This window comes from Paenibacillus sp. GCM10027629, from assembly GCF_042676425.1.
GTDB lineage: Bacteria > Bacillota > Bacilli > Paenibacillales > Paenibacillaceae > Paenibacillus_K > Paenibacillus_K terrigena.
The window spans coordinates 506050-523599 of the sequence record NZ_JBHTGZ010000005.1 but is presented as its reverse complement, the minus strand read 5'-3'; the positions used below and the strand labels follow the sequence as shown (position 1 = coordinate 523599).

Genomic DNA, 17550 nt, shown 5'->3' with positions numbered 1-17550 from the left:
TTTCAGATTTATCGTCGCTCACTACAATAATGCTGACCAAATAATCGCTCGCGGATTAATGATGGCTTGCGGCACCCAACCCGTTTGGCTAGGCACCATAAATGCATAGACAAGCCGTTCAATAGGATCAACGAATAGACCGCAATGTCCTGCACCCTCATGCGCATATGTTCCTGGTGAGCAAATATCTTGATGACTCAGACTCCAGCCGAGCCCCATCTGAAAATTAGGATTTTTATCGCCCCAGCACGTCGATGGAATGTTATTTAGCTGATTCGAGACCATCATCCGTACTGTTTTGCGTCCAAGAATGCGTTGTCCATGAAGTTGCCCATCATCTAACATGGCTTGTCCAAGTCTCCACAGATCCTCAAGGGTTGAGAATAGACCATTGCCAGCCGCTGCTGGAATTCCTGTCCGGTCAAATGAATTTTGCACTTCTTTTTCTTGCCAAGGATTCACAATACACGTCTCTGCTCGCAAATGTTCCGGAACATGCAGGAATGTACGTTCCATCCCTAGAGGCTCCGTAATCCGTTCGCGAACATACTGCTCATAAGACATGCCTGACGCACGTTCGATAACCAGACCGAGCAGCGCAAACCCTGCCGTACAATAATTCCACTGTTCACCGGGCTTACAATACATCCGTCCTCCGACAATCGTCTTTATCCCGTCTTCGAGTGTCCAATCATCTGCACTAGACTTCTTCTCATGCAGCCACCACTCGTACCATGGAAGCGTGTAAGGCTCTGTCTGGACGCCAGGATCGCCCATAAGACCTGATGTATGGGTTAACAGATGCCAAATCGTAATACCGCGATGCTGATCCGTATTCAGCTCAGGGATCCATTCACTCACACTCTGTTGATAGAAGAGCTTCCCTGCTTCTGCTAATTGTGCGATTGCAATTGCTGTAAATACTTTCGTAATCGAATAGACTTTACGGATCGAGTTCGGTAGAAGTGCTGAACTGTTCTCTTCGTATGTCAGATGACCTTGGGAACGATGGACGACAATTTGGCCGTCACGGGCAACCAAGTAACTTGCCCCTTGAATGTGACCCGCTTCAATAAGCCCACGGAAATGCTCATCAAGCAGCTGCAGCCGTGCTGCATCAAGACCTACCGCGTCCGGTGCAGCATCGGTTCTGCCTTCATGGATGGATAGCGTTGTTGCGATCAATGCGAATTCCTCCCTCAACTGCGAATTTAAAATTGAAAATACTGGTATCATTCTATCGAATCCCTCTATTTCCGTAAATAGGAAATATCATATATGTCGGTATACTCTCTAAAAAAACGTATTTTGGCGACTGGCAGCTTCTTCGAGCATATTAGCTGCATTTTTGCAGTTATTTCGGCGTCTAGCAGCCTCTTCGGGCATATTAGCTGCATTTTTGCAGTTATTTCGGCGTCTAGCAGCTTCTTCAGGCATATTAGCTGCATTTTTGCAGTTATTTCGGCGTCTAGCAGCTTCTTCGGGCATATTAGCTGCATTTTTGCAGTTATTTCGGCGCCGGACAGCCTATTCGGGCATATTAGCTGCATTTTTGCAGTTATTTCGGCGCCTGGCAGCCTCTTCGGGCATATTAACTAAAATAACGCCTGAGTCTGTCTCCTTCACAGACCCAAGCGTTATGCTCTTTTTTTACAATTGAATTAAGCCTGAATCGTGGTACCGACCTGACGCTTATGATCCAGATCGCGAATCGTTTGCTTCTCGACACGATCGATCTTATAGAACATGAACAGAACAATTGAAATCACGAAACAGACAAGCGGCAGCCACACAAAGTTGAATTGAATGGAAGCGAGCGCCGAGCTGGATTGATCTTGGTTCGGCACATAATGGCCAATATTCAGAATCCATGCTGCAAGTGCACCGCCGATGCCCATACCGAACTTCACCCCGAACGCGCTTGCTGCGGTTAACAACCCTTGCGCACGTACACCAGATTTCCACTCCCCATAATCTATGGTATCCGGCAGCATCGCGAATAGGATCCCCGCTGCAAATCCTAGACCCACATTACCGATCACAATAGCGGTAACAATCAATGGGATGGAGCTCATGCCCGCCGCAATAAATGCGATAAGCTGTCCCACCGTACCGATACCAAAACCGAGCACAGCTGTCTTCGTCTTCCCTAACCGCTTCGTGAGTGCAGGCGCAAACGCAATCCCGACAAGCGGCATAATATTAAGTCCATTAACTAATGGAATCAGGTCTTCATGAGCGAAGTTATATTTGAAGAAATAAATCGTCGATTGGCCTTTCCCCGTCATTGCAAGCCACAGAAACACGTTAATGACGAGCAGCAACCACCATCAAACAACAAAAAAGACACCTTCGAAACCCATCGAAAATGTCTTTCCTTTTGCATTGAGAAAGCCCCTATCGAGACCTTCTCAAAAATGTCGCAACGGCCTCAGTTCATAGAATCGAACCTCATGCGGACTCAGTGTATACTTGAATGTCGCTGTAGTGCCGTCTAGTTCAATGATCTTATATTCTTGCAAAGGCACGGCCTTCTGGTTCAAATAATCGACCATCCCCCGCGACAGTTCCGCTGGCGCCCCCATAGCAAGCCACGTGTCATAAGCGCTTCCATGTTCACGATTGACATGTATGCTGCGAAGTTCATAGGTCCCCGCTGGGATCCCTTCACAAGTGAAGCTCATCTCCAGATCGTTCATATCTTGGAAGACATGATACCGGTTCAGTGAATCGATCCCAAGCGAATCCTGCATCTCATAGAGCTTGTCGTAATGGCAGTAATGATACATCAACAATTGGTAGCAATCCCCCCGCTGGGTCAGGCAGTAACCTTTGCCTCGGTCCCGCAGTTGATCGCCGAGTTGGCTAAGCATCTGATAGACATAATACCCCGGCTTCTTGATCCCGTTATTCGTGATTAGCCCGAGTCCCCCATGGAAGGTCTCACGTGGAGGCGGCAGCTCTTCCAGATGATCCGTAAGGGTCCAATACGCAAGCCCTGTTATATCCTCCATGTTCTCGACAATATTCTTCGCGATATAAGCTGCTTTGAAGACAGTATCGTTCGTCAGATCCCGATGATCCCCCGTTGCATTCCATTCGGTAATATAGATCTCAGGCATCTTGATCTTCTCTTGTCGAAGCTTCTTCTTCAAGACAGCCAGCGTCTCGGCCAGATAGTCATTCGCCCTGCTGGCTTGTAACCACTTGATTTCCCCACTCTCACCTTGAACACCTGTCGGATAACTATGGAAGGAAAAAAAGTCCGGCATACAATCATAACTCCGGCAGAAGTCCCAATACGATGTTAGCCAATCCTCTTGGTAGATCGTATCCGAGATGATCTCAGGACCCCCGAACTTCAAATCAGGGCAGATCGACTTAACCGTACGGTAGGTCGCTTCATACATCGCATAATAATCTTCCACCGTGTCCGTCCAGAACAGGTAGAGATCCGGCTCGTTCCAGCATGTATATTTCCATGTGCGAAGCGTCTCAAGTCCGTACCGATGCTCACAATGCATCATAAATTGCCTGATAAGCTCTGACCATTTGTCCAAATCCTTCGGTTTGCTCACGTTACTCTTCTTATAGAAGATGCTCTGATCACCGCTCGCCAGATCCGCTGGCATAAATCCGAACTCGATATAAGGCTTGAGCCCGAGGCCCTGGAGGAAATCGAATAATTGATCCACATAGAAAAAATTATACAACGGATTCCCATCCTGATCTTCACGGTATACCATCATCTCATCATCAAATATGCCGTGGAATCGAATATATTCGAACTTCATCATCGACTGAATCGACTGTAGATGCTGCTGCACCTCGTAATAGAGCCCTTCCTTCGCTTTGCCGATCGTGCAGATTTTCTGCCAGTAGGGCTTCATCAGTTTAGGGCTTCCGGTCAGCTGGAGTTGAATTTCCCGTGTAACAACACCCTTGTCCGATGTCCGATCGACCCGCTCCCGATTACGATCCGGCAAATATTTGAACAACGCCCCATAAGCATTGTCGCGATCAAACTCCAAATAGGAAGAGATTTTCTGGCCTGTGGTCACTTTCCGTTCCATATGATGCTCGTCCTGCAGCTCTTTCCGATACTGGTTCGGTGTTATATTATAGACATCCTTGAAGGCTTTGTGAAAAGACTTCAGATTCGGGAACCCATGATCCATCGCAATCTGCGTAATCGAATAATCGGTATAAGCGATATCCTTCACCGCATGGTTGAGACGAATCTGATTCACATATTTCGTGAATGACTGACCCATATGCTTCTGAAAAAAATTCGACAGATAGGGCACAGACAGATATTCGTGCGCAGCGAGCTCGTTCAAATTCAAAGGTTTCATGTAATTTACTTGAATATAATTCGCAATGCGAAGCATTCGTTCCATGTGCTTCGGACTAATCCTCGCGCTGTCTTCGCTCTCGCCCTCTTTGAATTTCCAAATAAGCAAATAGAGGAGCTGGAATAACAGCGATTTCATCTTAAGCTCATAACCGTAGCTTTCCTTATTGTAGACCCACATCATTTCGGCGAGAAGCATCCGTACCTCATTGAATCGCTCTTGCTCATCCGGCGCATACATGAACGATTTCAGATGGAACGATAACGATTCCGCCTGTCCGAAATGATCGCTTAAGAAAGAAAGCGGAATCTGCAGCACAAGCAGCAGATTATCTTCATCGGCAATGATCGAATGAATCTCATTGCTGTTAATGAGGATCATATCTTCTTCCTGAAGCGTATATTTCTTGCGCTGAATGTACATGTCGACATTACCCTTCAACACGAAGAACAGCTCGAGGCTGTCGTGCCAATGATCATGGACATATTTCGCGCGATGCAGAAAAATATTGATCTTTAATTTCGCATCCAACGGGATGCTCTCATAAATATAATCCATACGGATCACCTCATAGCTCGCGTCATACTACGAATAACTAGTATTCCTAGTATGACTTAGCAAAGAGGACAGGTCAAATGACCTGTCCTCTTCATCCTGCTATTCGTGTCCTAGTGCTTTCTTCCCGTTCTCGACATAACTTTGATCGCCAACTTTTCCTACTTTGAACTCACCATTCTCATACTCAATGATAGTCACGCTGGAGTTCGGCAATGGCTCCATGCCCCAAGCTTGTGGATCAAGCGCATTAACCAAGTTCATGGTCGACATTCCGTGAGATACGACCATAATATTGCCGTTCGCATCTTTGTACTTCGCGGCAACACTCTTCAGGAAATCCTTGAACCGATCCACAACCTCTTGCGTGCTCTCGCCGCCCGCTTTCTTGAAGATGTTCGGGTTCGTGAACATATCCGGGTTAGCCTTGAAGATGTCCTGCCCCTTCATGCCTTCCCATTCGCCATAATTAAATTCTTTGAGACGTTTATCGAGCTGCAGCGGAAGATCACGTCCGCCAAGGGCCAACATGCCTGTATCGACGGCGCGTTCGCTCGTACTGCTATAAGCGGCTAAGAACGGAACGTTCTCCAGACCTTTGCCCAAATATTTCGCAACTTCAATGCCTTCCTTCGTAAGCGGAGAATCGGACCACCCTTGCATCAAGCCTTGCACATTAAAGAGGGTCTCGCCATGTCGTACGAAATAGAAACGAAGCTTCTTCTCGCCCTTCTCGGCATAGCTCATGTCACCGACTTTCAGCACGTTGAATTTGCCGTCTTTCCATTGAATCGTTGTTACACTGGAATTCGGTAGCGGCTTCATGCCCCATGCATTCTCATCTAACGCGAGAAGGAGATTAACCGTCGCCATGCCATGCGCTACGACCATCACGTTGCCGCCTGTCGACTTATGCTTCTCCGCAATGTCTGTGAGCGCTGCCGTCATCCGATCAATCACTTCCTGCGTGCTCTCACCGCCCGCTTGCTTGAATACATTCGGGTTCGTATACATATCCGGATGCTTCTTCAGGATGTCTTCACCCTTCGCGCCTTCCCACTCGCCGTAGTTAAACTCCTTTAAACGCTTATCCGTCGTGAGCGGAATACCTCTGCCCTTGAGCGCAATGTTCGCCGTATCCATCGCGCGTTCGCTTGTGCTGCTATAGGCTGCCACGAACGGAATATCCTTCAAACCTCTGCTTAAGTTCTCTGCGACATGGATCCCTTCCTCAGTTAACGGCGAATCCGACCATCCTTGCATCTTGCCTTGGACATTGAACAGCGTCTCCCCGTGACGTACGAGGTAGAAGGTCACTCCCTCATCCTTCTGTTCCGCTGGCTTAGTCGCCGCTGCTGTCGCTCCCGATCCCGCTGTAAATGTCGTGAATAGAAATGCCGCCATCATGACAGACAACAATCGCATCATGTTCCTCTTCATTGTTGATCCCCTCTCAACAGATATTTAGAAAGCGTTTACAATTGTTATTATAGAAAAGAACCTTCTACACACAATATCCATATTTTATGGTGTATTAGGGCAATTTTTATCTATTTCTCTATCCGATCTGAAGGGGGCATTAAAGAGGATAAATAACGACTGCGGGGGCTGATGACGATAACGCGGAATGCTTCGGAGTGATTCTTAACGTCCGAACTGGGGCTAACGAACCGTACAAGTCTTATTAGGTATAAATCGCGTAATCTATCATTCTAACGAATCTCAGAAGCGTTATTCCTTGCAAAAAGGGATCATTTCGCCTTAGGACGACTTATTAGCGTTTATTGAGTTCGTTAGATTTGATTTGGCTTCATTTTCGCTGATATAAGAACATTATGGTTCGTTAGATAGCTCTGCTGTCGGCCACACTTACATGCTCCAATGCCCCTATGATCATCGTTTCTTGTTGTATTCGGTAATCTAGAGCACATGATTCGATACCATTGAAACCCCTTTATATCATTTGAGGATCTCAAAGGATGCATCGCCGCCATAAAAAAAGCCTGCTGGGATTCCCCTTCGAAGGAATCAGCAAGCTTTAGCATAAAGAAGTGCAAGAGATGATTAACCGCGTATGAAACGAATAATTTTGCCGAAATGATCGCCGCTCGTATGATGACCGTTAAATGGATAAACATGCATTTCCTTCGGCGATGTTATTCGGTTATAGACCGCGAAGACGGTCTCGGGCTGGCAGATCGGGTCTTTCAATCCAACCGACATGAAGATCGGCTTCGTGAGACGATCCGTCAAATTGAGAATGTCGAAATAACTGAGCGTCCGCATAACTTCCTGCAAATGTTCAGGGTATGTCATGACAAAGGATGCCGCCTCTGACAGCGAACCGACAGAATTGAAAATGCCAAAATCCATATGGCACATGTTCGGAATATCTGCGATAACTTTGCATGGAATATCACTTAGTGCCGACGTGATCAGCGCGAGTCCTCCGCCCTGACTTGCCCCCGCGACAACAATGCGAGAAGCATCGACTTCCGGCTGCTGCTTGGCCCATGTGAGCGCCTGAAGCGCATCGACGGTAATCGCTTGGTAATAGCTCTGTTCGGGAGCGAGAAGTCCCTGCGTAATCCATCCTTTGGTCATGCCATACGACTGCGGCAGCAGGTTCCCTGTCTCGCCGCCCTGCCCACGCACATCCATCGCAAAGACGGCAAAGCCCATCATCAGCCAGTTCGCATAGTTCTCGGGTACGGATTTACTTCCATGATAACCGTGATAATGTACGACACAAGGAAGGTTCCGTGCCTCTACGCCAACGAAGTTCGGCAGGATGTACCACCCGTGAATCGGTGTCTGATCATAGCCTTCGTAAGTGACCTTGTACGCTGTCATATATGGGGAGAGGCAAGTTACCTGCTCCCGGCGATCATTCAGCGGCTTCTGTACGGCTAAGTGTAAGGTACGTTCCCAGAATGAATCCAGATCCTCCGGTGCCGTCTGATCCGGCATGTATTGATGCAATTCAGCAAGCTTTTTCTCGATAAAATTCATCGTGACCATGACCTCCAATCGTTACTCTAGTAACGCAATCTCCTTCTTCTTACTCGAATAATTCACACAATAAATGCTGATGACAATCAGGACCAAACCTAGCAGTAAGGAGTAGGTAAAAGGTTCGTGCAAGAACACAGTTCCCGTAAGAACCGCAATAAGTGGAACCAGGAACGTAAAAGATGCGACCTTGCTCGCCTCTCCTGTATTCATCAGATGAAAATAGATTACAAAAGCGATCGGAATCCCAAGGGTCGCGCCGAACCCCAATCCTATGAGATAGGTTCCGTTCCATGTGATACTAGTCCAGCTTTCAACCCCCGTACCGAGCGCCGTTAATAGGCCCCCACCGATCATAAATTGAAAAGCGACCATCCACATGGAATCGACCTTCCCGCTCTCCTTCTTGACGTAGATGACGCCGAGTGCCCAACTGATTGCAGCTAATAAGGCCAAGGCTACGCCCACGAAGGAGACTTGTCCTGTGAAGCTGCCTGAGCTCACGGCCAAGATCCCGATAAATCCGATCAGAAGCCCTGCGACTTTGACGAATGTCATCCGCTCACCCAGCCACATCCATGCGAAGAGACCTATCAATACCGGCTGAAAATAGACGAGCACGGAAAATAAACCACCCGGCAAGTAGATGAGCCCCACCGTCTGTAGCCCATAGAAAAATGCAGCATTTAGTAGACCTGAAATGACGTACCGGAACCAGTTCTCACGCCACTTCAATTTTTTCCAGGTCGGCAGTAAGAAAAGAGTCAGTAACAATCCCCCTAGGAATGAACGCATCCCTGCGAATAAAATCGGCGGCGTATAGTGCAGCGTTACTTTATAGATGGACCACGATAACCCCCAGATCAAGACTAGAAATGCAATCGATAGAATTGTTTTTGTTGATGCTTTCGTGTGAGCCACGTGATGCGCCTTCTTTCTCTCTGTTGTACCTCCATAACTATACTCCTTTTTTAAAATTTTTCTAGCGTCTGGCAGGATGGATTGACTATAATTTTCCAATAGGATATTATTGAACTGACTAGTCAGTTCAACTTAATCAAGACAAGTAGAGAGGCTACCAACCCATGAGTAGAATTAAAATTATTCAAGCAGCAGAAGCTGTATTCTCTGAACACGGGTTCCACCGCGCAAGTATGGATGAAATCGCGCTACGGGCGAATGTCGCGAAGGGAACCCTGTACTATCATTTCAAGAGTAAATCCGAATTGTTCAAGACGATCGTCGCCGATGGATTGACGGAACTAATGGATCGTGTCCATGCGGATCTCTATGCGGACCTCCCCTTCGAGGAACAAATCATGCGGATCATTAAGCATAATCTCGATATCTTCTTAGAGTCGAGCGGCTTCGCCCACATCGTATTCAACGAATTATCCAATGGACTCGATCCGGAAGTGCTGGAGGAAGTGCGGAAGATGCGGCTGGATTACATTTATTTCGTCGCCGATAGCCTAGAACAATCTCAACGCTCCGGTGTCATGCGTGATGGGAACTGCAGGCTCGCTGCAACCGCGCTGATTGGCATGATCGACAGCGGATGCAGGTATTACATGAATCATCAGGATGAATTAACCCGGGAACAGCTGGAGCAGTTTATGTACACGACGATGACGACAGGCTTATTCCTGACCACAACGTAAACCCCTATTCTGATCAGAAGGCGCTGGTGAATACTATGGAATGGTTAAAGGCAAACAATGAATTAATCCCGTTATCTTGGTTCGAGCAAATGCGGTCGAATACGCCCGTATCCTTCAACGAGGAGTACAATAACTGGGATGCATTTCGGTATGAGGATATCAAAGCCATGTTCACGAATCATGAAGTCTTCTCCTCTCAGTTGAACGACACCGTAAGAGAGCCGATCGATGCTAGCATTCTCTTCCTTGATCCACCGAAGCATAGGCAGCTTCGCATGCTCGTCTCACGGGCTTTTACCCCGCAGGTCATCGAAGCTCTAGGTCCTAAAATCACTGCCATCTCCCATGAGTTATGCGATCAGATCGAGCAGCGCGGCAGCATGGATGTCGTCCATGACTTCGCAAGTCCGCTGCCGATGATTGTCATCGCCGAAATGCTCGGGATACCCGCTGCGGATCGGTTACAGTTCAGGGAATGGTCCATCGCACTTGTCGGAAACGACTACGAGGCCTTCGTAGCATGCCAGCAAGAGATGAGTGAATATTTCACCGCCATTGCCAACGATCGGCGTACAGCACCACAGCAAGACCTCATTAGCAGCCTCGTTCATACCCATGTCGATGGCGAACAGCTGACCGACCTTGAGATCATTGGATTCTGCGTGCTGCTGCTCGTGGCAGGAAATGAGACGACGACCAACTTGATCTCTTCGTCGATGCTCTGCTTCGATAGTGAACGAGACGCGCGGGATCAGCTGATGGCGGACCCTTCCCTCTTCCCGCAAGCGATCGAAGAGGTGCTCCGCTACTGCTCACCGGTTCAGGTCACGAGCCGTAAAGTGAAGCAAGCAACAGAGCTGCGCGGGCATTTACTGCTCCCGGGTCAACAGATCAACATCTGGGTCGGATCGGCGAACCATGATCCAGACGTCTTCGAATCACCGAATACATTTAACATTCATCGTAGCTCTAATCCACACCTCGCCTTCGGGCACGGCATCCACTTCTGCCTAGGTGCGCAGCTAGCCAGACTGGAATCTCGGATCGCGCTGCGAATCCTCTTCGAACGCTTCCCGAATTTCCGACGTGATCAGCGTATGACGTTAGAACGAGCGGATAGCACGATGATCTTCGGGCTAAAATCTTTGCCATTCTTCATCGCATAAATCGAAAAGGGAGACCGCTCCGCATTCGGAGGGTCTCCCTATTGTCATGATGAGCAAGGATCATGGCCTCATCTGACCTCAACCATACTTCTAATGAAATACTGTTCCATTTCCTCAACTGACAAAGGCTTGCTGAATAGGTAACCTTGGACTTCATCACAAATTTCATCGCGCAAGAAATGCAGCTGCTCCTCCGTCTCAACGCCTTCCGCAATGACCTGTAAATTCAAATGGCGAGCCATCGAAATAATCGTCGAGACGATCGCTTTATTATTCAGGTTCGTCGGCATATCGCGAATAAAGGACTGATCAATTTTTAGCTTATCCAATGGGAAATTCGTCAAATAAGATAATGAACTATACCCAGTTCCAAAATCATCAATGGCGATATGGACACCCAATTTCTTGAGCTTCTCCAGCGCATCGGTTGAACGCTGAACATCCAGCATCGTACCTTCCGTGATCTCAAGCTCCAAATAATCCGGCGCAAGTCCAGTTTCTTCAAGAACATTCTCCACGAATTGCACCAGATTCTTCTTCAAGAACTGACGGGCAGATAGATTCACAGCGACACGCATCGGCGGAAAACCTTGATCCTGCCATTCTTTATTCTGTCTGCAAGCGGTCCGCAGCACCCATTCCCCAATGGGAACGATTAACCCCGTCTCTTCGGCATGTGCAATAAATTGATCCGGCGGGATGATACCTTTCGTCGGATGATTCCAACGGATAAGCGCCTCCATCCCTGCAATCGTACCGTCTTTCATACTAATCTGCGGTTGATAGTAGAGGATTAGCTCCTTATTCTCTAACGCACGATTCAATTCGTTCTGAAGGAATATTTTCTGATCGGTCACCAGCTGCATCGCCGGCGCATAGATCCGATAATTGTTCTTTCCTTGCTCTTTGGCCGAATACATCGCTGTGTCTGCACGCTTCATGAGTGTTCGCGAATCGGCTCCGTCATCGGGATAACGCGAGATTCCGATACTCGTCGTGACATAGAGCTCATGACCGTCGATAAGAATCGGCATTTCGATCAAATGAATGATCTGATCGGCGATGTGAAGGGCTTCCTGCTCTGTAATATCTTCAAGAATAATCGTAAACTCATCGCCCCCAAGCCTGGATACGACGCCATTCCCTTCCACACACTGAAGGATTCGGCCCGCGACCTCCTTCAGCAGCAGATCACCAAAATCATGTCCGAGCGAATCATTGACCAGCTTGAACCCGTCTAAATCCAGGAACATCACGTAAGCTTCACGCTTCTCTTCCATTGCCGTAGCAACCGCCTTCTGCAGCTTCTCTTCGAAATATCTACGGTTCGGCAATCCTGTCAGTGAATCGTGGTAGACCATATGGTTGATTTTCTGTTCCGCTAATTTACGCTCTGTAATGTCTCGGATAATGTTCGTAAAGAATATTTGATCCCCCGTCTTCCACGAGGCAAGGGAGAGCTCGAGCGGGAACTCCGTACCATCCTTCCGTAATCCAACTAATTCAACCGTTGCTCCAATGACCTTTGGAATCTCCGTACGGGTGAATCGTTCAACACCGTCCTCATGTTCGGAGCGGAATCGCTCTGGAATGACTGTGGATAGCGGCTTACCTAACACTTCATGCTCCTGATACCCGAACATGGTCTCGGCGCCTTTATTCCATGAAATGATCATGGAGCGATCATCAGATATGATAATGGCATCAGTGGCCGATTGAATGACGGAGCGCAATTTCTCTTCCGATTCCTGCAGCTCGCGTTCGGTCTGCTTCCGCTTCGTGATGTCCCGAACGATCATGAACACGCCTGCAATCTCTTCATTGAGAAATACAGGAACGGGCGTTATGCTCAGGTCTAACGTGTCCCCATGGCGATTCGTCATCACCGCTTGACACTTCTGTGCTTCACCTTGAAGGGTCCGCTCATAACAACGTTCCAAACCCGCTAAATCTTCCGGGCGGCACAACGATAAGAACGCAGCGAACGAGATCTTCTGCTCACCTGTTATGACATTGGCCCTTGGATTCATATTCACGAACCCACCATCCTTCGTAAAGGACATGACCCCGTCTAAATTATGTTCAAATAAAGAACGATACCGCTCATCGCTCTCCATCACTTTTCTCGTCTTCGCCGTTAATACTTGATCGAGGTACGCCGTAACTAACGTCGCACTCAGAATGATTAACGTCACAATACCGATCACGTAGCCCATAAGCGTAAAATTCATCGACATCGATGAATGATCAATATGGTCATGATGCGAGACAAAGGTCGTCGCATACATGCCCGTATAGTGCATACCTGCAACGGCCGCCCCCATGACACATCCGCTTAGCAGCTTAATGAGCGTGCCCATGAGATTACTGCGCGCTGTGCGCAGCTTGAATGTAATTAGCAAGGCAACAGTCGATACCAGAATCGCCATCAGAATCGAGATGACGAACCAGAACTTGTTATAGTGGATCGTGGCAGGCATGTCCATCGCGGCCATTCCCGTATAATGCATCGACGCAATCCCTGCCCCCATGAACAAGGAACCTATCGTCAGACGGCCTATCGTAAGCCGCTTCCCTGTCACGACATATAAGGCAATACCGGAGGCAACGATCGCATATATAATTGAGATAAAAACTTTCATCACGTCATAATGAACCTCGATTGGCAGATGCATCGCCAACATGGCAATGAAATGCATTGACCAGATGCCGAGCCCCATGGAGCAAGCGCCACCGATCAACCAGAACAAACGGCTTTTCCCGCGCGCATCATTCACATGCCGCCCTAAATCGAGTGCCGTGTAAGATGCTATGACCGCAATCAAATAAGATACAATAACAAGCGCCACACTATATGTCTGCGTTAATTTCTCCATAAGATTTCCCCTATTGAACGATTGGTGATTTCGGCAAAATCCGACATCAACCCACTGACTTTACCACAATTCCCCTGGCAAACCAATCCCTTTTTTGCCCGAATATTTGCACAATCCGTATACCTAAAAATCCTGAAAGAATCAACCATGTTGACCCTTCAGGATTCCTATTCGAACTTCTATTTCAGATCAACATCGAACAAGATCAAGGCGATCTTTCGCTTATTCATTATCTTCTTTGCGCTTATTGAGCATCATGTCTAGTATGAGTTCATCCATCTTTAAGGAGCCTTCATTCCCAAGTCGACAGAAGTTATCGATACTCTCGTCCAACCCCTCACCAATGATCCCGTTCGTTCCAGGAACCCTCATGCCAGACGTTGCGAGCAATGCGGATTGTACCGCTGCTCCCGTACAAGTCGATACCTTCATGGCACAGCCTGCCTTCGCGCCATCGCACAGCATCCCGGTGACATTGCCAATTGCGTTCTGCATCGCAAATGACATTTGATTCACATCACCGCCCAGTAAATACGTTATGGCTGCAGCCGCACTCGCTCCTGCCACCGTCACACCGCACAGTGCAGATAGACGCCCAAATTTGGATTTGATCCAGATCGCGAGCAGGTGGCTGAAAGCTACCGCGCGAATCATTTTTTCTTCACTGGCTTTTATTTTCTCAGCGACAGCGACGACTGGCATCGTGACGGCAATCCCTTGATTCCCGCTCCCCGAGTTGGACATCACCGGCATCATGACGCCAGCCATTCGTGCATCCGATCCTGCTGAGGTGAGCGCCATCGCATGCGTAATCACATCATCCGATAGCAGCCCTTTGGTTACGTTCTCTTTGAGAATCTTCCCGACTTGGAGACCGTAGCTCTCCTTCAGTCCCTCCATGCAAATCGCTCGGTTTAACGTAATACTTTCTTTTACCAGCTCCAGATCGTCAAGAGATATGTCCTGAATATATTGATAAATCCGCTCAAGGCTCAACTGGCTGTATAGATCGGATTCTTGATCTTCTTGTTCATGATAATATTCACAAGCTTTAGCGAAAATCAAATCATCCCCGACTTCTATACGCGTAATATTCGTATGCACATCTTCGATGATGACTTTGGCTTGTTCAGTCGCACTATGCACACATAGCTCGATATACAATTTTTTCGGCGAATCCGTTAGCTTTATTTGTACTTTATTGGCTGCGATGAAGGCTTCAGCCTTACTCTCTGCCTCAGCAGGAACACCCGTCAGCACTTCGAGCTTGCGATTCGGATCCCCTGCGATGGCTCCCAACGCCGCGACGAAATCAATTCCCGTCTGCTTCATACCAGGAATCCCAACGGCCATCGCATTCTTCATCACATTCGAGCTGATCGTCACATCCATATGCGTCATTTCACCGTGCACATGACTTCTCGCGACGGACGCCGCCCATGCAATCGCAACCGGCTCGGTACATCCTAGCGCAATGACAAGCTCTTGCTGCAGCAGCTGCGTAATTTGCTCATTCAGATTCGTCATGGTACCCACCCTGTTCTTAAATTTTCTGCCCTCTATATGGATCATAAATTATTATTCATCGCTAATCGACATCTTTTTTCTAAAATAACGAAAAACCCTGATGGTTCAGAGCATCGAATCCATCAGGGCGTATCTGAAATTGTGTTATTATCCGGGCTTTCTAGTCCTGTACTTGGACCAGTCTGATCATCGCACTGTCATAGTCTCCTGTTAAGCTTAGAAGAATACCTCGCGACATCCATCCTTGCCCGCTTCGGACTTCGCCCGTTTCTTCATTTCGATACGGTATGAACGGCTCCAGTCCGCGCAGTCTCACGGGAAGAGCGGGATGTCCGAATTGCTGTGCATGCCGGAACACGAACACGACCGCTTCCTGCCCATCCCTCCCTACGTACTGCATGGAAGTAAGATCCGACTGCTCTGGCGGGGAAAGCCGATAGCAGAATCCTTCCTGAACGATGGGCCGTATTGCTTTATACTGCGCGATATAACCTGCGGCCTCTTCCATGTCCTGTTCGTTCAAATGGTTCAAGTTCATGCCGATGCCCAGTGTTCCCATCATGGCACAATGAAAACGGAACTTAAGAGGAATTCGGCGTCCATTCATGTAGTTCACCGGTTCGGTCACCCAGCATACCATCGACTTCGCCGTATACGCGTGCGAGTATCCCCATTGAATCCGCAGCCGATCGAGTGCATCGGTGTTGTCGCTGGTCCAGAACTGATCCGCGAACCGCATAATCCCCATGTCTACGCGTCCGCCGCCTCCAGCGCATGACTCAAACTGCACATGAGGATGCTTGTCCTGCAGCCGCCGCCAAATGTCATAAAGCGCGTTCACATGCCGCACCCAGATCTCACGATCGCGGCCATCTGGCGCGCCCGGCCAACCCGGCTCGCTAAAGTAGCGATTCATATCCCATTTGATGAACGAAATGGCATGTGTAGACAGCAATTCATCGACCGCGTTATAGACAAATGCCTGAACATCTTCGCAGGCCAAATTGAGTACAAGCTGATTTCTTCCCTCCGTACGCGGACGATCCGTGAAGTGATAGACCCAATCCGGATGCTGTCTGTACAGGTCGCTGTCCGGATTCACCATTTCAGGCTCGACCCAGATGCCGAAGTCCATGCCAAGCGACGTGACATTGTCAATCAGAGGCTGCAGTCCGTTCGGAAACTTGGTCTTGTTCACATACCAGTCCCCTAAACCAGCCTTGTCATCATTGCGCTTACCGAACCAGCCGTCATCGACAACGAAGCGTTCAACGCCAAGCCGCGCAGCCTTTTCCGCGAGCTGCTTCTGGTTCTCTTCGTTCACATCAAAACTAGTCGCTTCCCAGGAGTTATATAGAACTTTGCGAAGCTGCCCGCTGTTGCGTAGAACGTGCTTTTGCTGATAGCCATGCAGCTTGCGGCTCGCATCACCGAACCCTTTGGTGGTGAACCCGCCCACGCTCACGGGTGATACGAAGGTTTCGCCCGCTTCCAGCAGCCAGCGAAAATCAAAGTCATGAATACCCGCCGCGATCTGCAGCGTTTGATACGGTGTTCGCTCAGTGACAATCTTCCAATGGCCGCTAAAGGCAAGCCCTCCGAAGTATACAAGACCGTATTCTTCCGTCGTGTCCCCAAAATCAACGGCAAAAAACGGATTATTGTTATGTCCCGTAATGCCTCTGCGGGCTTCAATTACTTTCTTCCCCTCTTGAAGCATTTCTCGGCGAAGCTGCGTCTCCGCCCCCCAATGACCTGTCAGATAAGTGAGCCGATACGATGGATATACAGGAAGATGCCAAATCGCGCTCATCACCTGCTCGATATTCACCGGAACCTCGCCGATATTCGTCACTTCCACCGACCGCTCAATCACATCAAACTCGTCATAGATGTGGTAACTGACCGTGACTTGCAATGACTTTAGAACATCTTTTAAAACAATTCGCAGTGTATCCCCTTCGATGCCGGCCCCGTCAAACGTGAGGACGAGATCCCGCGCTCGATCTGCAAATTCGACCTTTAAGCCTGGTTCTGCAAAGCTTCGTTTGCCCCACGGCATACATTCTTCCCTGCTGTTGCCTTCCTCCGGCTCCCAGATCCAGGCATGCTGGCCAGCTGTGCTCGGATACTCGTCCAGCAAGTTCAATGGCTCGCCCCAGTATAGATGCTGAAGCGCTCCGCTTTCGTCGACACCGATTGCGTAATCGGCATGCTTTGTCCGTAAGACCCAAGCACTTCGCTCAGGTATGGTAAATATCGACATCCTCAGTCCCCCTTTTCCAATTAGAGGTTGTTCAAAAAGTTCGCTTTTGATCACGAAGTAATTCAAGAAGTAACTCAGCATCGAATCTTGAATTCAGCCGGGCCAAGCAAATGCTTACGAAGTATGTTTCCT

The 17550-nt window shown here is 48.5% G+C and carries 12 protein-coding genes; 3 read left to right on the top strand and 9 right to left on the bottom strand.

All coding sequences use genetic code 11. The features are described from left to right. Window positions 1–21 precede the first annotated feature (21 nt). Complete coding sequence (locus ACFQZR_RS08310) at window positions 22–1185, bottom strand: serine hydrolase domain-containing protein (RefSeq protein ID WP_379344721.1); 1164 nt, start codon at window positions 1183–1185, stop codon at window positions 22–24. A 93-nt stretch (window positions 1186–1278) separates the two neighbouring features. On the opposite strand from ACFQZR_RS08310, the gene ACFQZR_RS08305 reads away from it, so the two are divergent. Beyond that, window positions 1279–1599, top strand: a complete 321-nt coding sequence (locus tag ACFQZR_RS08305; protein ID WP_379344719.1) for a hypothetical protein — start codon at window positions 1279–1281, stop codon at window positions 1597–1599. Window positions 1600–1661: 62 nt separating this feature from the next. Here the strand turns inward: ACFQZR_RS08305 and ACFQZR_RS08300 are convergent, their stop codons facing one another. The 5 genes from ACFQZR_RS08300 to ACFQZR_RS08280 form a co-directional block, all read right to left on the bottom strand. Further along, window positions 1662–2324: an MFS transporter gene (locus tag ACFQZR_RS08300; protein ID WP_379344717.1), complete on the bottom strand. Its 663-nt coding sequence runs from the start codon at window positions 2322–2324 to the stop codon at window positions 1662–1664. An 87-nt stretch (window positions 2325–2411) separates the two neighbouring features. Further along, window positions 2412–4913, bottom strand: a complete 2502-nt coding sequence (locus tag ACFQZR_RS08295) for a GH39 family glycosyl hydrolase (RefSeq protein ID WP_379344715.1) — start codon at window positions 4911–4913, stop codon at window positions 2412–2414. A 99-nt stretch (window positions 4914–5012) separates the two neighbouring features. Further along, the gene (locus ACFQZR_RS08290) at window positions 5013–6350 is read right to left on the bottom strand and encodes a histidine phosphatase family protein (RefSeq protein ID WP_379344713.1); all 1338 of its coding nucleotides are present in this window, start codon (window positions 6348–6350) and stop codon (window positions 5013–5015) included. A gap of 624 nt (window positions 6351–6974) precedes the next feature. After that, on the bottom strand, window positions 6975–7922 hold the full coding sequence (locus tag ACFQZR_RS08285) for an acetylxylan esterase (RefSeq protein ID WP_379344946.1): 948 nt from the start codon (window positions 7920–7922) through the stop codon (window positions 6975–6977). 21 nt (window positions 7923–7943) lie between these two features. Beyond that, entirely contained in the window at window positions 7944–8843 is a 900-nt protein-coding gene (locus ACFQZR_RS08280) for a DMT family transporter (protein ID WP_379344711.1), read from the bottom strand. A gap of 164 nt (window positions 8844–9007) precedes the next feature. On the opposite strand from ACFQZR_RS08280, the gene ACFQZR_RS08275 reads away from it, so the two are divergent. Both ACFQZR_RS08275 and ACFQZR_RS08270 read left to right on the top strand, forming a co-directional pair. Further along, complete coding sequence (locus tag ACFQZR_RS08275) at window positions 9008–9583, top strand: TetR/AcrR family transcriptional regulator (protein ID WP_379344709.1); 576 nt, start codon at window positions 9008–9010, stop codon at window positions 9581–9583. 35 nt (window positions 9584–9618) lie between these two features. Next, window positions 9619–10749: a cytochrome P450 gene (locus ACFQZR_RS08270; RefSeq protein WP_379344707.1), complete on the top strand. Its 1131-nt coding sequence runs from the start codon at window positions 9619–9621 to the stop codon at window positions 10747–10749. A gap of 68 nt (window positions 10750–10817) precedes the next feature. Here ACFQZR_RS08270 and ACFQZR_RS08265 read toward each other — a convergent pair whose 3' ends face one another. From ACFQZR_RS08265 to ACFQZR_RS08255, 3 genes are all read right to left on the bottom strand, one after another. Beyond that, entirely contained in the window at window positions 10818–13625 is a 2808-nt protein-coding gene (locus ACFQZR_RS08265; protein WP_379344704.1) for a bifunctional diguanylate cyclase/phosphodiesterase, read from the bottom strand. 222 nt (window positions 13626–13847) lie between these two features. Next, window positions 13848–15152, bottom strand: coding sequence for an L-cysteine desulfidase family protein (locus ACFQZR_RS08260; protein ID WP_379344702.1), 1305 nt, complete (start codon window positions 15150–15152; stop codon window positions 13848–13850). A 160-nt stretch (window positions 15153–15312) separates the two neighbouring features. After that, window positions 15313–17418 carry an alpha-galactosidase gene (locus ACFQZR_RS08255; RefSeq protein WP_379344700.1) on the bottom strand — a complete coding sequence of 702 codons (2106 nt, stop codon included), beginning with the start codon at window positions 17416–17418 and terminating at the stop codon, window positions 15313–15315. Between the last annotated feature and the right edge of the window lie 132 nt (window positions 17419–17550).

Excerpts from the sequence above, each read along its gene's own strand:
- ACFQZR_RS08305 (WP_379344719.1), top strand. The coding sequence starts at position 1,279 with ATGTCGGTATACTCTCTAAAAAAACGTATTTTGGCGACTGGCAGCTTC.
- ACFQZR_RS08275 (WP_379344709.1), top strand. The coding sequence starts at position 9,008 with ATGAGTAGAATTAAAATTATTCAAGCAGCAGAAGCTGTATTCTCTGAA.
- ACFQZR_RS08260 (WP_379344702.1), bottom strand. The coding sequence starts at position 15,152 with ATGACGAATCTGAATGAGCAAATTACGCAGCTGCTGCAGCAAGAGCTT.
- ACFQZR_RS08295 (WP_379344715.1), bottom strand. The coding sequence starts at position 4,913 with ATGGATTATATTTATGAGAGCATCCCGTTGGATGCGAAATTAAAGATC.
- ACFQZR_RS08270 (WP_379344707.1), top strand. The coding sequence starts at position 9,619 with ATGGAATGGTTAAAGGCAAACAATGAATTAATCCCGTTATCTTGGTTC.
- ACFQZR_RS08265 (WP_379344704.1), bottom strand. The coding sequence starts at position 13,625 with ATGGAGAAATTAACGCAGACATATAGTGTGGCGCTTGTTATTGTATCT.
- ACFQZR_RS08285 (WP_379344946.1), bottom strand. The coding sequence starts at position 7,922 with ATGAATTTTATCGAGAAAAAGCTTGCTGAATTGCATCAATACATGCCG.
- ACFQZR_RS08255 (WP_379344700.1), bottom strand. The coding sequence starts at position 17,418 with ATGTCGATATTTACCATACCTGAGCGAAGTGCTTGGGTCTTACGGACA.
- ACFQZR_RS08290 (WP_379344713.1), bottom strand. The coding sequence starts at position 6,350 with ATGAAGAGGAACATGATGCGATTGTTGTCTGTCATGATGGCGGCATTT.